The following is a 17,500-nucleotide window of genomic DNA, read 5'->3' as shown; positions in this document are numbered from 1 at the left end:
ACTCCCTGACCGACTGCAGCAAAGGCCTACGACATGACCACCCAGAGCAGTGCCACCGAGGAACGCAAGGGGATCGACGAGATCCACATCCTCTGGATCTCCGAGGGGATGAGCTGTGACGGCGACACCGTCTCCCTGACGGCTGCCGACCAGCCGTCCATCGAGGACGTGGTGCTCGGCCTCATCCCGGGCCTGCCGAAGGTCAACCTGGTCAACAAGGTGCTGTCGCCGAGCCTGGGCGGCGAGGACTTCCTCGCCCCGTACCGGGCGGCGGCCCGCGGCGAGCTGGGCCCGTTCATCCTCGTGATCGAGGGCTCGATCCCGAACCAGAACATCATCGAGGGCGACGGCTACTGGACGTCGTTCGGCAACGACCCGGAGACCGGCGAACCGCAGACCCTCAACTGGTGGATCGACCAACTCGCCCCGAAGGCCTGGGCGGTGGTGGCGGCCGGCACCTGCGCCACCTTCGGCGGCATCCACGCCATGGCCGGCAATCCGACCGGCTGCATGGGCCTCGCCGACTATCTGGGCTGGGAGTTCAAGTCGCAGGCCGGTCTCCCGGTCGTCAACGTGCCCGGCTGTCCCATCCAGCCCGAGAACTTCATGGAGACCCTCATCTGGGTGCTCCAGCACGCGGCCGGTACCGCTCCCCCGCCTCCGCTGGACCACATGCTGCGTCCGCAGTGGCTGTTCGGGAAGACCGTGCACGAGGGCTGCGACCGGGGCTCGTACTACGAGCAGGGCGACTTCGGCCTCGACTACAACTCGCCCAAGTGCCTGGTGAAGACGGGCTGCTGGGGTCCGGTGGTCAACTGCAACGTGCCCAAGCGGGGCTGGATGGCCGGTATCGGCGGCTGCCCGAACGCCGGCGGGATCTGCATCGGGTGCACCATGCCCGGCTTCCCCGACGCGTTCATGCCCTTCATGGACGAGCCCCCCGGCGGCACGCTGTCCTCCCTCGTCATCAAGCCGTACGGGGCGGTCATCCGCCGGCTGCGCGGCCTGACCAACGACATGGTGAACCACGAGCCCAAGTGGCGCCACAACAAGCAGAAGCTGACCAGCGGTTACGACCCGCACTACCGCCCATGACCCCGCCCGGCCCGCATCCCCCCACCGATCCGCCGCACCCGAACAGCGAGGGGCAGTACCGCAGATGACCACCTCCACCAAACGCAAGCCCGAGCAGATCGTGGACATGTCCTGGGATCCGATCACCCGGATCATCGGCAACCTGGGCATCTACACGAAGATCGACTTCGCCAACAGGGAAGTCGTGGAGTGCCACAGCACCTCGTCGCTGTTCCGCGGCTACTCGGTGTTCATGAAGGGCAAGGACCCGCGCGACGCGGGCTTCATCACCTCGCGCATCTGCGGCATCTGCGGCGACAACCACACCACGTGCTCGAACTACGCCCAGCAGATGGCCTACGGCGTCAAGCCGCCGAAGCTGGCCGAGCACATCACCAACCTCGGCGAAGCGGCCGAGTACATGTTCGACCACACGCTCTTCCAGGACAACCTGGTGTTCGTGGACTTCTGCGAGGCGATGGTCAAGGCCACCAACCCCGGGCTCCTGGCCCGTGCCGAGCGCACCGACGCGCCCCGCGGGGACATCCACGGCTTCCGGACCATCGCCGACATCATGAAGGCCTTCAACCCCTTCGAGGGCGAGGTCTACAAGGAGGCCCTGAAGGTCAGCCGGGTCACCCGGGAGATGTTCTGCCTGATGGAGGGGCGGCACGTCCACCCCTCGACGCTGTACCCGGGCGGTGTCGGCACGATGCCGCAGCCGAACACCTTCACCGACTACCTCAGCCGGCTCATGCGCGTCATCGACTTCGTCAAGAAGGCCGTGGCGATGAACGACGACGTGTTCGACTTCTTCTACGAGGCACTGCCCGGGTACGAGGAGGTCGGCAAGCGCCGCATCCTGCTGGGCTGCTGGGGCGCCTGGCAGAACCCGGACGTCGTCGACTACCGGTACGAGAACATGAACCGGTGGGGCAAGGCGATGTACGTCACCCCCGGCATCGTGGTCGACGGCGAGCTGGTCACCAACAACCTGATCGACATCAACCTCGGTCTGCGGATCATGCTCGGCAGCTCCTTCTACGAGGACTGGGTCAACGAGCAGCCCTTCGTCACCCACGACCCGCTCGGCAACCCGGTCGACATGCGCCACCCGTGGAACCAGACGACCGTGCCCGTACCGCAGAAGCGGGACTTCCACGGAAAGTACAGCTGGGTGATGAGCCCGCGCTGGTACCACCCGCAGACCAGCGAGCACCTCGCCCTCGACACGGGCGGCGGCCCCCTCGCCCGGCTGTGGACGACCGCGCTGAGCGGCCTGGTCGACACGCCGTACGTCAAGGCCACCGGCAGCAGCGTGCGCATCTCGCTGCCCAAGGGCGAGACGCTGCCGGAGACCACGCTCGAGTGGCGGATCCCCAAGTGGAGCAACACCATCGAAAGGGACCGTGCCCGGCCGTACTTCGTCGCCTACGCCGCCGCCATGGCCCTGCAGTTCCTGGAGGAGGCGATGGGGATGCTCCGCGACGGCGACACGAAGGTGTTCGAGAACTTCGAGGTACCCGACGAGGGGATCGGCTGCGGCTTCCACGAGGCGGTGCGCGGTGTCCTCTCCCACCACCTGGTGATCAAGGACAAGAAGATCGCCAACTACCACCCGTACCCGCCCACGCCGTGGAACGCCAGCCCCCGCGACATGTACGGCACCCCCGGGCCGTACGAGGACGCCGTCCAGGGCCAGCCGATCTTCGAGGAGAACGGCCCCGACGACTTCAAGGGCGTCGACATCATGCGCACCGTCCGCAGCTTCGACCCCTGTCTGCCGTGCGGGGTCCACATGTATGTCGGAAAGGGCAAGACGCTGTCGACCGTGCACTCGCCCACGTACGGGGCCAACCATGGCTGACGGCGTCGTACGGCTCCCGGATCCGGCGGTGGAGGCGCGGCTCGCCCGGCTCGACGAGCTGCTGGCGGGGCTGGAGTCCGTGCCCGGTCCGGCCGCCGGCGAGGCGCTGGAGTCGGTGACGCTGCTGACGGAGGTGTACGGCGAGGCACTCGCCCGGGTCCTGGACCATGCGGACGAGCAGCTGCGCGGGCGGCTGGCCGACGACGAGCTGCTCGGACACCTGCTGGTGCTGCACGCCATCCATCCGGAGTCCGCCGAGCGCCGGGCCGCCCGCGCGGTCGAGAGACTGCGGCCCGCGGTCCGCGAACGCGGCGGTGACCTGGAGTGGGCCGGCATCGAGGACCGGGTGGCCCGGGTGCGGGTGAGCACCGGCGGCGGGTGCGGTGCTGGGTGCGGCAGCGGTTCGGCCGACGTCACCGCGGCCGTCCGCGCGGCGGTGCTGGCGGCCGTCCCGGAGCTGCGGAGCGTGGAGCCGGTCGCCGCCGAGCGCCGGGCGGCCCCCGCCTTCGTACCCCTGACGACGCTGACGCACCGGACCGCGCGGCAGCCGCAGGAGGCAGGGTGACCATGGACGGAGCGCTGGCCCGCGTCATCCGCTCGGCCGCCGGCCGGGCGGCGACGGCCGATGCCGAGGCGTGCGAACTGTGCGCCGCCCCGGTGGCGGGAGAGCATCCTCACCTGTACGACACCGGTGCCGCGGACGTGCGGTGCGTGTGCCGGCCGTGCTCGGTGCTGTTCGCGGACCACGAAGCGGGCGAGGGACGCTACCGGCTCGTGCCCCGGCGCCGGCTGCGGCTGCCGCCGGTCGACACGGCGGTGCTTGGCGTACCGGTGGGCCTGGTGTTCTTCGTGCCGCGCTCGGACGGCACGGTCACCGCGCAGGGGCCGAGTCCGGCCGGGGCCATGCGGTGGGAGGTGGACGCTGCGGCCTGGCAGCGGCTTGCCGTGATGTGTCCGCAGCTCGCCTCCGTGGCACCCGATGTGGAGGCGCTGCTGGTGAACACCGTGCGGGGCCTCGAAGAGCACTGGATCGTGCCGGTCGACGACTGCTTCCGGATGGTCGCCCTCGTCCGCCGCGAGTGGCGGGGCCTGTCCGGCGGCGAGACGGTCTGGCCGGCCGTGGAACGGTTCTTCGCGGAGCTCACCGAGCGGTCGTGAAGCCCAGAAAGGAGACCACCATGGGCAGCATCAAAGTGGGCCGCCCCCAGGCGAGGCCCGACACGCCCAGCCACGTGCCCGGCCTGCACCAGGGCAACAAGGGTCCGCACAGCCATCAGACCGGATTCCACGAGGACGGCACGTCCGACGCCCGCCGTTCCACGGGGATCCACTGGAAGCGGCATGACGCCCTGCTTGACGCCATGCCGAACATCTCACCGGGATGAGAGAGCAGGGAGAGACCGTGAACAAGCGCTGCCGAACGGCAAGGACAGCGGTGTCGGGACGTCAGGTGCTGCTCGCACAGGCCGCGCTGGTCGGCGGCCTGGCGCTGGCTCTCCTCCTCAAGGAGCTGCCCGGCATGGTGCGCGAGCTGCGGATCTATCGGATGACCGGTGGCCTCCGCGCCAACCGCCGCTACCCCTGAACCGGCCGTGCACGAGCTGTCGATCGCGAGCGCGATCGTGGAGCGGGCCGAGGAGATCGCCCGGAAGGACGGCGCCGGCGACGTCTCGTCGGTGACCGTCCGGGTCGGGGAACTGGCGGGTGTGGTGCCGGACGCGCTGCACTTCGCCTTCGAGGTGGCCCGCGACGGCACGGCCCTCGCCGCGGCCAGGCTCGTCGTGGAGCAGGTGACTGCGCGGGCCTGGTGCGGCGGGTGCGCTGAGGAGTTCGCGGTGGGCATGCCGCCGTTCTTCTGGTGCCCGCGCTGCGACCGGCCCTCGCAGGACCTGCGCAGCGGACGGGAACTGGAGATCACGGGCGTCGAGGCGGCTCAGGCCCGGCCCTGACGGCAGTCGACCCCGCCGGTGCCTGGGGCTCCGGCGGGGTCCGCTGCTGTCCGGGTCCCTCAGCAGATCCGTGGCAGCTGCTCCCCCAGCGGAAGGTCGACCACCCGGGTGCCGCCGAGCCCGGTGTCCACGACGACCATGCCCGGGTGCTCCTCGACGCACTCGCCGATGCGGGCCGCGCCGGCGCCTTGCGGGTGGGCGCGCATCGCCGCCAGCACGGCTTCGGCCTCCACACGGGGCACGAAGGCCACGAGCCGACCCTCGTTGGCGACGTACAGCGGATCCAGGCCGAGGAAACCGCAGGCGTTCGCGACCTCGTCCGGGACCGGAATGGCCTTCTCCCGCAGCCGTACTCCGGTGCGGGAGGCGCGGGCGATCTCGTTGAGCGACGCGCCCAGGCCGCCCCGGGTGGGGTCGCGCAGGACGTGGATGTCCTGGGTGACCGCCAGCATCGCCGCCACCAGGTCGGCCAGGGGCGCGGTGTCGGAGGCGATCTCGACCCCGAACTCCAGCCCCTCCCGCACGCTCATGATCGCCACACCGTGCAGTCCGATGGGGCCGCTGACGATGACGGCATCGCCCGGCCGGGCGCGCTGCGGGCGGATGTCGACCCCGTCGGGGACGAGGCCGACGCCGGCGGTGGTGACGTAGATGCCGTCGCCGTGCCCGGACTCGACCACTTTGGTGTCGCCCGTGGCGACGGTGACGCCCGCCGCCCGGGCCGCGGCGCCGATGGCGCGGGCGATCCGGTCGACGACGGCCAGTTCCACGCCCTCTTCCAGAACGAAGGCGGTGGACAGGTGGGTGGGGCGGGCGCCGCTCATCGCCAGGTCGTTGACGGTGCCGTTGACCGCGAGATCGCCCAGGCTGCCGCCGGGGAAGAACAGCGGCCGGACGACGTAGGAATCGGTGGAGAAGGCAACGCGGGTGCCGCCCAGGTCGAGGACGGCCGAGTCGGTGAGGGCGGCCAGGGTGGGGTTGCCGTACGCGGGGGCGAAGAAATGCTCGAACAGTTCCGCGGACAGTGCGCCGCCTCCGCCGTGGCCCATGACCACGACCGGCTGGTCGCGCAGGGGGGCGGGACAGGTCCAGTTCGAGGGGTCTACGCGCGCTTCTGTGGCGAGATCAGCCAACGGGGTTCATCTCCTCCTGCGGGATACGGGATCCCTGCGGTGCCGGGCTGTCGGTCATCCGGCGGTACAAGTAGTAGGCCGCGCAGGCGCCTTCGCTGGAGACCATGGTGGCGCCCAGTGGGGTGCGCGGAGTGCAGGTAGTGCCGAACGCGGCGCACTCGGTCGGTTTGATCAGGCCCTGCAGGACCTCGCCCGCACGGCACTCGGCGGGCTCCTCGGTGCGGATGCCGGAGACGTCGAAGCGGTCCTCGGCGTCGTAGGCGCGGAAGGCGTCGGTCAGCCGCCAGCCACTGGCCGGGATGCGGCCGATGCCGCGCCAGTTGCGGTCGGTGACCTCGAACACCTCCTCGATCATGCGCAGAGCCGCCGGGTTGCCCTGCTCGCGTACGGCCCGGGGGTAGGCGTTCTCCACCCGGTACTCGCCGCGTTCCAGCTGGTGGACGGCGCGGCGGATGCCCTCGAGGATGTCGAGCGGCTCGAAGCCGGTGACGACGAGCGGCACCCGGTGCTTCTCGGCCAGGTCCGGGTACTCCGCGGTACCCATCACGCTGCACACGTGCCCGGCGGCGAGAAAGCCCTGCACCCGGCAGTCGGGGGCCGTCATGATGGCGTCGATCGCCGGGGGGACCCGGACGTGGGACACCAGCAGGGTGAAGTTGTCCAGGCCGAGGCGGCGGGCCTGGTGCACGGCCATGGCGTTGGCGGGGGCGGTGGTCTCGAAGCCGATCGCGAAGAAGACGACCTGCCGACCCGGATTCTTCCGGGCCAGGTCGAGGGCGTCGAGCGGCGAGTACACCACCCGTACGTCACCGCCCTCGCCCTTGACCCGGAACAGGTCGCGGTCGGTGCCGGGCACCCGCAGCATGTCGCCGAAGGAGCAGAAGATCACGTCGGGGCGGGCGGCGATCGCCAGTGCCTTGTCGATGACGTCGAGGGGCGTGACGCACACCGGGCAGCCGGGGCCGTGGATCAGCTCCACCTCGGCCGGCAGGAGCTGGTCGATGCCGTGGCGGATGATGGAGTGGGTCTGACCGCCGCAGACCTCCATCAGCGCCCAGGGCCGGGTGGCCGTGGCGCTGATCTCGTCCAGCAGGCGGCGCGCCAGACCGGGGTCGTTGAACTCGTCGATGTACTTCATTTGACCTCGCTCCCGCTGTCCTGCCGTGCCGCCTGCTCCCAGGCGTCGCCGAACTCCTCCTCCAGCAGCCCGAGTTGCTCGAACAGCTCCAGAGACGCCCGGGCGGACTCCTCGTCCAGACGCTGCAGGGCGAATCCGACGTGGACGATGACGTACTCCCCCACCCGCACATCGGGCAGGTACTCCAGACACGCCTGTTTCCGCACTCCGCCGAAGTCGATCAGCCCGGTGATCGGGTCGGCGCCGTCGTCGATGGCCACGACCTTGCCGGGCACTGCCAAACACATGGGTCACTCCGTCTCGTGGTGGTTAGCTGTTCCCGCGACCATGAGCTGGCCGAGCGCCAGCCCCCCGTCGTTCGGCGGCACCTCGCGGTGCCGCAGCACGGTGAAGCCGTCCGCGGTCAGCAGGGCGGCGCACTCCTCCTCCAGCAGGCCGTTGGCGAAGACGCCCCCGGTGAGGGCGACCGTGGTCAAGCCGGCATCTCTGTGAGCCCGGTGGCAGATCTCTGTGACGGCCCGGGCAACGCCCCGGTGGAAGCGGGCGGCGAGCACGGGGGTGGGGGTGCCGCGGCGTCGGTCGGCGAGGAGCGCTTGCAGCGGCGGCACGATCTCCCAGCCGCCCGCTCGGCCGGTTCGCGGGGCTCCGTCGCGGACCTCCCGGGGCGGACGGACGGCCTTGAACCCGAAGGGGTACGCCACGGCGTCCGCATGCCACGCCTGCGCCGCCACGGCCTCCAGTTCCAACGCCGCCTGCGCCTCGTAACCCGCGCGGTGGCACACGCCGACCAGAGACGACACGGCATCGAAGAGGCGGCCCATGCCGGACGTCGGAACACACGCCACCTGCCGGCTCAACTGCTGCTCCAGTCCAGCGAGTTCAGCCTCCGTGCACGCGCTCACGCTCGGCAGATCCCGCTCCCACGGCAGCCCCGCCGCCCACAGCCGGGCGAGCGCCAGCCGACAGGGGTTGGCGACGCCCGTGTCACCGCCGGGCAGCGGGGCGGGGGTCAGGTGGGCGAAGCGCCGGTAGCCGGAGTAGTCGGCGAGCAGTACCTCGCCGCCCCACACGGTGCCGTCGTCGCCGTACCCGGTGCCGTCGAAGGCGACGCCGATCACGGGTGTGGTGCCGTCGAGGCCGTGTTCGGCCATCGCGGAGGCGATATGGGCGTGGTGGTGCTGGACCAGGACCGGGGCGCCCAGGGCGAGTCGGGACGAGTGCCTGCGCGCCCAGCCCGTCGAGTGGTAGCCAGGATGCCGGTCGGCGGCGATCAGCCGAGGGACGACGCCGGTGAGGCGGGTGAGGTGCCGTTCGGCCCGCTCGGCGGCTTCGAGGGTGGACAGGTCGCCCATGTCGCCGATGTGCGGCCCGAACCAGGCGAGGTCGCCCTCGCCCATGCAGGAGGCGTTCTTCAGATCGCCGCCGACCGCGAGCACGGGACGGACCGGGACCGGGAGGCGCAGCGGACGGGGGACGAACCCGCGCGAGCGGCGCAGCACCTGTTCGGTTCCGTCGGGGCGGACCCGCAGCAGGGAGTCGTCGCACGGGGAGGCGATGGGCCGGTCGTGGGCGAGCCAGGCGTCGGCCAGTCCGGCGAGCCGGGTCAGCGCCTGGGCGTCGTCGGTGACGATGGGCTCGCCCGCACGGTTGCCGCTGGTCATGACCAGCACCCGGGGGCCGGCGGGATCGCCGGGCAGCCCGAACAGCAGGGTGTGCACAGGGGTGTAGGGCAGCATCACGCCTACGTGGGGGCTGCCCGGGCAGACCTGGTCGGCGAGGCGGAGCCCGCCCATGGGGGTGCGGCCGCGCAGCAGGACGATGGGGCGCCGGGGACCGGTGAGCACCGTCCGTTCGGCTTCGGAGAGATCCGCGATGCGCTCCACCGTGTCGAGGTCGGCGCACATCACGGCGAAGGCCTTGCCGCCGCGCTCCTTGCGGCTGCGCAGGGCGGCGACGGCTCGGGGATCGGTGGCGTCGCATGCCAGGTGGTAGCCGCCGACGCCCTTGACGGCGACGATCCGGCCCGCGGCCAGCAGGGCCCGGGCCGCGGCCAGGGCGTCGGCGTCCCGGGCCGGGCGGATGCCGGTGCCGTCGGCCGGAACCAGGCTGAGCCTCGGACCGCAGTCGGGGCACGCGACGGGCTGGGCGTGGAAGCGCCGGTCGGCCGGGTCGCCGTACTCGGTGGCGCAGGACGGGCACATCGGGAAGTCGGCCATGGTGGTGGCCGCACGGTCGTACGGCATCCCCGTGGCGATGGTGAAGCGGGGGCCGCAGTGGGTGCAGGTGATGAAGGGGTGCCGGTGGCGGTGGTCGGCCGGTTCGGCCAGCTCGCGCAGGCAGTCGGCGCAGGTCGCGGTGTCGGGCGGGAGCTGGGTCCGTCCCGTCGACTGCTCGGTGGGGCGGATGGCGAAGGGGCCGGCGGCGCCGGTGGCGGGGACGTCCTCGCAGCCGACGCCGGTCACGGTCGCCAGCGGGGGCGCCTGTCCGGCCAACCGGTCGCAGAACCGGCCCACCTCGTCCGCCGGCCCCTCGACCTCGATGAGCACCCCGTTGGCGGTGTTGCTCACGAACCCGGCCAGGGTCAGATCGGCGGCCAGGCGGTGCACGTACGGCCGGAAGCCGACCCCCTGCACCGTGCCGCGCACGGTGATCCGGCGGCGGACCGGGCCGGTGACGGGCGTGGTCACGAGACGGGTGCGGTGGCGGGGTGGTGGTGCCCGTGGGGGTGCGGGGCGAGCGGAGGACGGTGCGGAGGTGCCCCGTGCCGGGCGGCGAGAGCGTGCGCCAGGAGAGTGTCGACGCCGTCGCCGGTGCGGGCGCACGACTCCAGGATCTCCACCCCCGGGTTGACCCGCTGGACGTTCGCCCGGAAGGCCGCCTCGTCGAAGCCGGCCGCCTCGGCCAGGTCGGTCTTGGTGATGACGACCAGATGGGCGGAGCCGAACGCGGTCGGGTACTTCAGTGGCTTGTCCTCGCCCTCGGTCACCGCCATCAGCACGATCCGCAGGGTCTCGCCGAGGTCGTACGCCGCCGGGCAGACGAGGTTGCCGACGTTCTCCACGAAGAGCACCGCGGTGTCCGCCGGCAGCCAGCCCTCCAGGCGCCCGCGCACCTGCCGGGCCTCCAGATGGCACAGTCCGTCGGTGAGCAGCTGCTGGACCGGCGCGCCGGAACGCGCCAGCCGGACGGCGTCGTTCTCGGTCGCCAGGTCGGCGGTGAGCGCGGCGACCGGCACGCCCCGCTCCACCGCCCGGGCCAGGACCCGGCCGAGGAGTTCGGTCTTGCCGCTGCCGGGGCTGGACAGCAGGTTGACCACCGTCATGCCCTGCCGGGTCAGCTCCTCGCGCAGGCTCGCTGCCAGGTCGTCGTTCTTGGCCAGGACGGCCTGCTTGACGTCGGACCGGCACATGGGCGCAGCTCCTCGCAGTCGTGAAGCGGAGTCCCGGCCGTGTTCCGTACGGCCCGGGGTCTCACCGATCTTCGGCTCCGTCGGCCACCAGGCCCGGCAGCGCAGCCGCGTGCGGGGGCCCGGATTCCATCGGGCGGCCCAACGGCGGTGCGGCCGCGGCCGGATCGGCCAGCAGTACGGGGATCAGCGTGTGCAGCGCGTCCACGGCCCGGTCGACCGCCTCCCGCACCGCTGCGCCGAGCCCCGGCAGGATGTCCTCGTCGCCGCGCGGGAGGACGCCGGGTTCGCAGGCCAGCACGAGGACCCGGGGCAGCGGCTCGTCGCCCAGATGTGCGGCCAGGGCGAGCACCTTCTCCGGGTCCATGCCGTGGGCCTCGGGCACGGCCGTGCCGTCGGGCGGTTCCGCTTCGATCAGGCTCAGGGTGCCGCGGCGGTGTCCGCGCGCGGCCGCGTCGACCAGGACGGCGGTGGCGTAGCCGTCCAGCAGCGCGTAGGCGAGGTCCATACCGCGGATGCCGAAGTCCCTCACCCGCACCTCGGGGGGCAGCGGGCGCCGGTCGAGGGCGCGGATCACCTCGGGGCCGAACGCGTCGTCCCCGAGGAAGATGTTGCCGACGCCCGCCACGAGCAGCCGGGGCCGCGCGGGGCTCACCGCGAGCCTCCGGCGGGTGGAGCCAGGGGGCGGGCGGAGGCGGCTGGCTGCTTGCGGACGAAGGCGGACCGCAGGGCGTGGTACGGGGCTTCCGGGTCGAAGAAGACGGCGTGCATACGGGCGAGCTCGTCACGGCGGTGATCCGCGAGCGGCCGTGTCTCCTCGTCCGAGCGGCGTGCCGCGGCCTTGGCGGCGATGCGGTGCCTCAGGTCCGGGGCGCCGGCGAGGGCGGCGGCAAGCCGCTCGACCTCGGCAGCGAAAGCGCCGGGCCCGGCGGGCACGAGCCGGTCCACCAGTCCGATCCGCTCGGCGGAGGCGGCGCTGACGGGCAGCGCCTCGTCCGTCAGCCGGCGGGCGGCACCGGCTCCCGCGCGGCGCGGCAGCGTGTACGTCCAGAACTCGGACCCGTACAGACCCATCCGCCGGTAGTGCGGGTTCAGGACGGCGCCCGTGCGGCACCACACCTGGTCGGCGGCGAGGGCGAGCATGGCGCCGCCCGCGGCCGCGTTGCCGGGGAGCGCGGCCACCACCAGCCGGTCGGTGGTGCGCAGCACGGCTTCGACGAGGTCGTCGATGGCGTTGAGGTTGGTCCAGGACTCGGCGGCCGGGTCGGCGGACGCCTCGATGACGTTCAGGTGGATGCCGTTGGAGAAGAAGTCACGGTCCGAGCCGAGCACCAGGACGGAGGTGGGGCGGGCGAGCGCGTGCTCGTAGCCGGCGAGCAGCCTGCGGCACTGGTCGGTGCTCATCGCCCCGCCCGGGAAGGAGAAGCTCAGGAAGCCGACGTCGCCGCGCTGCCGGTAGCGGATGTCGGTCCAGGTGTGCCGGTGCGGGGACAGTTCGAGCGGGACGTCCGCCTCCGGAAGTGCGCGCGTGTCCCGAGCGGAGAACGAGGCGAGCACGGAGGCGGCCGGGCGGCGGAAGGGCGCAGGGTCGCCCGAGTTCTTGCGGGGGCGCAGTTCCGGGATCCACACGGCGCCGTCGCGGGTGGCCCGGCAGACCGCGCCGGACCGGGTGGCGAGCAGTTCGCCGGGGCGGCCGCGCAGCCGGTCCTCGGGGTGACCGCCGTGCAGGAACACCTCGCGGCCGAGGAGTTCGTCCAGGACGCCCGGCTGTGAGTCGGCGCCGTGGAGCTTGCGCAGCACGGTCGTGGTGCTGTCGTTCTCCCAGTCGATGCGGCGTCGCTCCTGCCGGAAGAAGTCGCGCCAGACGACGCGTACGGAGGCGTCCGTGCCGTCGGTCTGCGGGCGGGGTTTGTACGAGGCGTCGGCGTACCGGCGTACGGCGAGCAGGACGGCGGCCACGGCGGCGTCGGAGGCCTCGTTGCGGTACAGGTCGCTCTTGCCGACGGGCGGCACGGGGAACGACTCGGCCGCCCAGATGTCCCCCGCGTCCATGGCCGCCTCGGCCTGGAGCACCGTCACGCCCCAGTGCGGTGCCTCCTCGGCGATCGCCCAGTCCAGCGAGGAGGGGCCGCGGTCGCCGGGCGGGCCCGGATGCACGATGAGGCAGGTGTGCTCCCGCCAGACGTCCTCGGGCAGGGCGGTCCTCAGCATCGGTGCGACGACCAGGTCCGGGCGCCGTTCGTGCATGGCGGCACGGACCGGGTCGGCGCCGTGCGTGGCAAGGACGACATCCACCCTGTGTCCCAGGTCGGAGAGTTCGGCGTACACCCGCTGGGAGAGGCTGTTGAACGCGCTGGCCACGAGCAAAATGTCCATGACACGGCATGTTCGTCCCTTTGCGGGGTGCCGTGAAGAACCGCTGCGGCGTTTCGTCCGCCTCGGTCAGGTCTCTTCCTCCATCCGGATCGCATTCCGCAGGTTCTCGAACGCCTGGCTCCGCTCGTCCTTGTGCGCGTCCAGCAGGGCGGCGGCGATCGCGTCGAGTTTGCGCTGGACGGCGTGTTCGCTGCGCATCTCGGCGTTCTTCAGCAGCGCGAGCAGCAGCAAGGTCACGGCGGTCATGGACTCGCCCGCCAGCAGGAGCACTTCGAGTTCCAGGTGGGCCGCGTGGGCGGCGACGAAGAATCCGACGAGGAGCAGGCAGAACAGGAAGAAGAACGGGGAGCTGGTGAAGTTGGACGCGTACTCGGCGAACTGGTCGAACCGACCGCGGCGCGGGCCACCACGGTGGACGGGTTTCTTGAAGGCCATGGGCTGAGGCCTACCCCGCGGCCGGGCGGGGCCGGCGGGTGTGCCGCTGCCCGGGGGTCCCGGCCGGCGCCGCGCGCACCCTGCCGGGCGCGGATGCGGCTGCCGGGCCGTGGCGGCACGATGGAAGGGCGGGCCCGGGCCCCGACCGAGCCCGCTCCCCGCGCTGGATGTGATCCCATGGCACAGGAGTCGGCGACCAGGGACGGCGCCGGCGGGGCTGATCACCGCGATCGTGCTCTCCGGCCAGGGCATCCTGCACGGCAGGTTCACGGTCCTAGGCGTGACCGGCGTCGGGTCCCTCGGGTCGCCGCACTTCCAGCGGTTCACGGAGCGGTACGCCCGGCGGTGGGCGCCGCCCGGGGGTGGTGCCGCCGGCGTGGGCCGTCGGCTTCGCCCGCCGCTGCCCGGAGCCGTGCCTCGGCCGGCCCCGACCGGTCCGCAGGCTCCCCGTCCCGGGAGGCACGATGACCGCTTCCGCCGTACGGCCCTTCGACCCCTCGCGCGTCGCCCACCTGTCGGGGCGCTTCGCCCCCGTCACGGAGGAGGTGGACGAGACCGGTCTGGCGGTGGAGGGCGAGCTGCCCGACGACCTGGACGGTGTCTATCTGCGCAACGGTCCCAATCCGCGCTTCACCCCGATCGGCTCCTACCTGTATCCGATCGACGGCGACGGCATGCTGCACGGCGTCCGCTTCGAGCAGGGCCGGGCCCGCTACCGCAACCGCTTCGTGCGCACCCCCGCGCTGCTCGCCGAGGAGCAGGCGGGCCGCGCTCTGTGGGGTGGCGTCGAGTCGCTGATCATGCCGGGGCAGGACGAGGTGGGTCCGCAGCTCGCCCACACGTTCAAGGACCTGCCGGACATCAGTGTGGTCCGCCATGCCGGCCGGCTGCTGGCGCTCGCCGAGTCCGCGTGCCCGTTCCGCATGACGCCGGAGCTGGCGACGATCGGCAGGGAGACCTTCGGCGGGGCCCTTCCGGCCGGCATCACCGCTCACCCGAAGATCGACCCCGTCTCCGGGGAGATGGCGGTCTTCTGCTACGCGCTTGAGCCGCCGTACCTGACCTGGTCGCTCATCGCACCGAGCGGTGACCTCGCCCGGGGGCCGGTGCCCGTCGACGGGCTCGACGAGCCGATGATGATCCACGACATGGCGCTCACCGCCCGCTACCTGGTGCTGGTGCTCGCCCCGGTGTTCTTCGACCTCTCGGCGGCGCTGGGCGGCGGCTCGCTGATCGACTGGCGTCCCGAGGCGGGCACCCGGGTGGCGCTGATCCCGCGGGACGGCTCACCGGTGCGCTGGGCCCGTGACGACGCCTTCTGGCTGTGGCACACGGTGAACGCCTACGACGTGGCGGCCGACGGCACGGTGGTGCTGCAGTACGTGCAGTGGTCACGGCTGTCCCTGGGCGAACGGACGGAAGGTGGGGCCGACCGGAGCCACCTGATGAGCACCGTGATCGACCCGGCCACGGGCCGGATGCGCCGTACGCCCCTGGACGACGCGCGCATCGAATTCCCGCGCATCGACGACCGCCTGATCGGCCGCCGGCACCGCCAGGTCGCCGTCGCCGCGGACAGCGGACGGACCCCGGGGCTGCTGCCGGGCGAGTACGACGCGCTGCGCTGGTACGACACCGGGGACACGGCCGTGCCGTCGCAGACCTGGCCCGGTGGCGACCTGTCCGTGGGCGAACCGGCCTTCGCGCCCTCCCCGGGTCACACCGACGACCGGGAGGGCTATTGGCTGACCTTCGCCACCGACCGTACGGACGCGAGCAGTTGGCTGCTCGTCCTGCCCGCTCGGGATCCCGTCGGCGGACCTCTCGCACGCGTGCGGATCCCGGTGCGTGTGCCCCTCGGGCTGCACGGGACGTGGCTGCCGACGCAGGAGTAGGCAAGGGGACAGATCCCTGAGCGCAACGTGAGGAAGGAACCGGCCTCATGCATCACAACGAGCTGATCGGAAAGGTGCAGGCGCTCGCCCAGCTGCCCGACCGGGGGTCGGCCGAGCGGGCGACGCACGCCGTGGTGAGCACCCTGTCGGAACGGCTGCCCTCCGGGCTGGCCCGCCATGTGGCCGCTCAGCTGCCGCCGGATTTGGCAGCTGACATGCGGCAGGCCGCGGACGCGTCTGCCGGCGCCGACTCGGGCACCTCGGGTGAGCGGTTCGGGCTGACCGTGTTCGCCGGACGGATCGCCGACCGGGCCGGCACCGACGAGGACACGGCCCTGCGCGACGCGGCCGCCGTCCTGGAGGTGCTGGATGCCGCACTGGCTCCTGAGCTGACCGAGCGGATCGCCGGGGCGCTTCCCGCTGACATCCGGGAACTGCTGCCCGTGGAGCGCGCCGACGAGTACGGCGGCGAGGCGCGCTGAGGCGGGACGGCCCGGGTCATCGCCCTGGTGGCGAAGTTTCTCCGACCGCGCGTTGCACGGCCGCCTTCTCCGGCTTGCCCGTACCGTTCTCTAGATGTGACTGACAGTCAGACTTCGGGCGCGGAGGACAGGCGGGAGACACGGTGGGCGGTGCGGGCCGGCGGACGGGCAGAGGGCGTCGAGAGGGCGGGGCGGTGCTGGGCAGCCGGCCGGCGTACTCGGTGCGGCTCCCGGCGAGCGCCCGCTCCGAGCCGGTCGCCCGCTCCGAGCCGGACGGCCCGGTGGCCGCCCGCACGGTGCCGTGGTTGCGGGTCGCCGCGGCCTACGCCTGGCGCCTCATCCTCGTCGGCATCGTCGTCTACGGCGTCTTCAGCATCCTCGGCCGCTTCCAGCTCATCGCCGTCGCGGTGTTCCTCGCCCTCGTCGTCACCTCGGTCCTGCGTCCCCTCACGGACCTCCTCGACCGCGTTCTGCCGAGGCCGCTGAGCGTCGCCATCGCGCTGGTCGGCAGCCTGCTGCTCCTGCTGGGCCTGCTCGCGCTCGTGGGCAACGCGGTGGCGGGCGAGTCGAGCAGGCTGGCGGGTGAGTTCCGCGGCGGTATCCACCGGATCGAGCTGTGGCTGCAGCGGCCGCCGTTCCGGCTCAGTTCCGGCCGGCTCGCGGATCTGCAGCGCCAGGTGACGGACTACATCTCCGGGCACCGGGCCAGCCTGCTCAGCAGTGCTCTCTCGGGCCTCGGCAGAGTCGTCGAGCTGATCACGGGCGGCGCGCTCGCGCTCTTCACCTCCGTCTTCTTCATCCATTCCGGCGAGCGCATGTGGAGCTGGGCGCGCGACGAACTGCTGCCGAGCGGTGCCCGTCCGGCCTGGGACCGGGCGGGGCGTGCGGCCTGGCGCACGTTCGCCGGGTACACGCGCGGCATCATCATCGTGGCGGCCACCAATGCCGTACTCGTGGGCGTCGCCCTGTTCATCCTGCAGGTACCGCTCGCGCTGCCGCTGACGCTGCTGGAGTTCTTCGCCGCGTTCGTGCCCCTGGTGGGCTCACCGGTCGCGCTCGGGGTGGCCACGGTGGTGGCCCTGGCCGGGCGCGGGCCGCTCACGGCCGCGGCGGTGCTGGTACTGATCGTGGTGATCGGCCAGCTGGAGGGGCATGTGCTGCACCCACTGGTGATGAGCTGGGCGGTCCGGCTGCACCCGCTCGTCGTCGCCGTGTCCGTCATCGCGGGCAGCATCGTCGCGGGGGTGATCGGAGCCGTCGTGGCCGTCCCGTTCATCTCGGTCGTCTGGGCGGTGCTGCGCGCGCTGCGGGGAGCGCCGCCGTAGCGGCCGACGCGTCAGATTCCTTGCTGCCCACGGACGTTGGCGTGATCTGTACATGATCCGAACAAGGGATCAGTTGTTCCCTGGAACAGGTGATCGTCGCTCATGAGACCGCCGGAGCGCGGGAGACGGGACGATACTCACGGTGTGCGAGCGACGGGCTGCAGACCGTGGTCACCGCACAGGTCCCACTCACAGGCGCACCGCAAGGAGCAGCACGAAATGAACCTTCTCACCGACGTCCTCGCCGGGATCATCCACTTCATCGGGTGGCTGGTCTGACGTCCCCGGACGCGTGAAGAAGTGCGGCGGGGGGGCCCCCCCCCCCCCGGGGGGCGCCCCCCCGGGGGCTAGGGGGGCCGCCCCCGCCGCCCCCCCCACCACCCCTGGTACAGGTCGCCCCCCCCCGCCCCCCCCGGCACC

18 protein-coding genes are annotated in these 17,500 nt (G+C 72.3%); 10 read left to right on the top strand and 8 right to left on the bottom strand.

Annotation, left to right across the window (positions count from 1 at the left end):
- The first annotated feature begins 33 nt into the window (after window positions 1-33).
- From ACIRU3_RS18960 to hypA, 7 genes are all read left to right on the top strand, one after another.
- Window positions 34-1,095 (top strand): hydrogenase expression protein HypE, encoded by a 1,062-nt coding sequence (locus ACIRU3_RS18960; protein WP_404057529.1) that lies wholly within the window; start codon window positions 34-36, stop codon window positions 1,093-1,095.
- Between the two features lie 64 nt (window positions 1,096-1,159).
- Complete coding sequence (locus tag ACIRU3_RS18955; protein ID WP_404057527.1) at window positions 1,160-2,941, top strand: nickel-dependent hydrogenase large subunit; 1,782 nt, start codon at window positions 1,160-1,162, stop codon at window positions 2,939-2,941.
- Window positions 2,934-3,506, top strand: coding sequence for a NifU family protein (locus ACIRU3_RS18950; protein WP_404057525.1), 573 nt, complete (start codon window positions 2,934-2,936; stop codon window positions 3,504-3,506). The genes ACIRU3_RS18955 and ACIRU3_RS18950 overlap by 8 nt, the downstream gene beginning before the upstream one ends.
- Complete coding sequence (locus tag ACIRU3_RS18945) at window positions 3,503-4,099, top strand: DUF5947 family protein (protein ID WP_404057523.1); 597 nt, start codon at window positions 3,503-3,505, stop codon at window positions 4,097-4,099. The genes ACIRU3_RS18950 and ACIRU3_RS18945 overlap by 4 nt, the downstream gene beginning before the upstream one ends.
- A gap of 20 nt (window positions 4,100-4,119) precedes the next feature.
- Window positions 4,120-4,326, top strand: coding sequence for a hypothetical protein (locus ACIRU3_RS18940; protein WP_404057521.1), 207 nt, complete (start codon window positions 4,120-4,122; stop codon window positions 4,324-4,326).
- Window positions 4,327-4,376: 50 nt separating this feature from the next.
- Window positions 4,377-4,526, top strand: coding sequence for a hypothetical protein (locus ACIRU3_RS18935; RefSeq protein WP_404057519.1), 150 nt, complete (start codon window positions 4,377-4,379; stop codon window positions 4,524-4,526).
- 7 nt (window positions 4,527-4,533) lie between these two features.
- Window positions 4,534-4,890 carry a hydrogenase maturation nickel metallochaperone HypA gene (gene hypA / locus ACIRU3_RS18930; RefSeq protein ID WP_404057517.1) on the top strand — a complete coding sequence of 119 codons (357 nt, stop codon included), beginning with the start codon at window positions 4,534-4,536 and terminating at the stop codon, window positions 4,888-4,890.
- 59 nt (window positions 4,891-4,949) lie between these two features.
- On the opposite strand, the gene hypE is transcribed toward hypA, so the two are convergent.
- The 8 genes from hypE to ACIRU3_RS18890 all read right to left on the bottom strand — a co-directional run bounded on the left by hypE (window position 4,950) and on the right by ACIRU3_RS18890 (window position 13,378).
- Window positions 4,950-6,023 carry a hydrogenase expression/formation protein HypE gene (hypE, locus tag ACIRU3_RS18925; RefSeq protein ID WP_404057515.1) on the bottom strand — a complete coding sequence of 358 codons (1,074 nt, stop codon included), beginning with the start codon at window positions 6,021-6,023 and terminating at the stop codon, window positions 4,950-4,952.
- Window positions 6,016-7,161: a hydrogenase formation protein HypD gene (hypD, locus tag ACIRU3_RS18920; RefSeq protein ID WP_404057513.1), complete on the bottom strand. Its 1,146-nt coding sequence runs from the start codon at window positions 7,159-7,161 to the stop codon at window positions 6,016-6,018. The genes hypE and hypD overlap by 8 nt, the downstream gene beginning before the upstream one ends.
- The gene (locus ACIRU3_RS18915) at window positions 7,158-7,448 is read right to left on the bottom strand and encodes a HypC/HybG/HupF family hydrogenase formation chaperone (protein WP_404057511.1); all 291 of its coding nucleotides are present in this window, start codon (window positions 7,446-7,448) and stop codon (window positions 7,158-7,160) included. Before ACIRU3_RS18915 ends, hypD begins: the two co-directional genes overlap by 4 nt.
- A 3-nt stretch (window positions 7,449-7,451) precedes the next feature.
- Complete coding sequence (gene hypF / locus ACIRU3_RS18910; protein WP_404057509.1) at window positions 7,452-9,848, bottom strand: carbamoyltransferase HypF; 2,397 nt, start codon at window positions 9,846-9,848, stop codon at window positions 7,452-7,454.
- Window positions 9,845-10,570: a hydrogenase nickel incorporation protein HypB gene (gene hypB / locus ACIRU3_RS18905; RefSeq protein ID WP_404057507.1), complete on the bottom strand. Its 726-nt coding sequence runs from the start codon at window positions 10,568-10,570 to the stop codon at window positions 9,845-9,847. The genes hypF and hypB overlap by 4 nt, the downstream gene beginning before the upstream one ends.
- Window positions 10,571-10,631: 61 nt before the next feature.
- On the bottom strand, window positions 10,632-11,222 hold the full coding sequence (locus tag ACIRU3_RS18900; protein ID WP_404057505.1) for a hydrogenase maturation protease: 591 nt from the start codon (window positions 11,220-11,222) through the stop codon (window positions 10,632-10,634).
- Window positions 11,219-12,943 (bottom strand): enoyl-CoA hydratase-related protein, encoded by a 1,725-nt coding sequence (locus ACIRU3_RS18895; RefSeq protein WP_404057503.1) that lies wholly within the window; start codon window positions 12,941-12,943, stop codon window positions 11,219-11,221. The genes ACIRU3_RS18900 and ACIRU3_RS18895 overlap by 4 nt, the downstream gene beginning before the upstream one ends.
- 66 nt (window positions 12,944-13,009) lie before the next feature.
- Complete coding sequence (locus ACIRU3_RS18890; protein ID WP_404057501.1) at window positions 13,010-13,378, bottom strand: hypothetical protein; 369 nt, start codon at window positions 13,376-13,378, stop codon at window positions 13,010-13,012.
- A 464-nt stretch (window positions 13,379-13,842) separates the two neighbouring features.
- On the opposite strand from ACIRU3_RS18890, the gene ACIRU3_RS18885 reads away from it, so the two are divergent.
- The 3 genes from ACIRU3_RS18885 to ACIRU3_RS18875 all read left to right on the top strand — a co-directional run bounded on the left by ACIRU3_RS18885 (window position 13,843) and on the right by ACIRU3_RS18875 (window position 17,080).
- Complete coding sequence (locus ACIRU3_RS18885) at window positions 13,843-15,273, top strand: carotenoid oxygenase family protein (RefSeq protein WP_404057499.1); 1,431 nt, start codon at window positions 13,843-13,845, stop codon at window positions 15,271-15,273.
- A 47-nt stretch (window positions 15,274-15,320) separates the two neighbouring features.
- Entirely contained in the window at window positions 15,321-15,755 is a 435-nt protein-coding gene (locus ACIRU3_RS18880; protein WP_404057497.1) for a DUF2267 domain-containing protein, read from the top strand.
- 194 nt (window positions 15,756-15,949) lie between these two features.
- Window positions 15,950-17,080: an AI-2E family transporter gene (locus tag ACIRU3_RS18875; protein WP_404057495.1), complete on the top strand. Its 1,131-nt coding sequence runs from the start codon at window positions 15,950-15,952 to the stop codon at window positions 17,078-17,080.
- Window positions 17,081-17,500 lie beyond the last annotated feature (420 nt).

The sequence above is a fragment of the Streptomyces sp. NPDC101151 genome, from assembly GCF_044768335.1.
Classification (GTDB): Bacteria; Actinomycetota; Actinomycetes; order Streptomycetales; family Streptomycetaceae; genus Streptomyces.
This window is presented reverse-complemented; position numbering and strand designations above follow the sequence as displayed.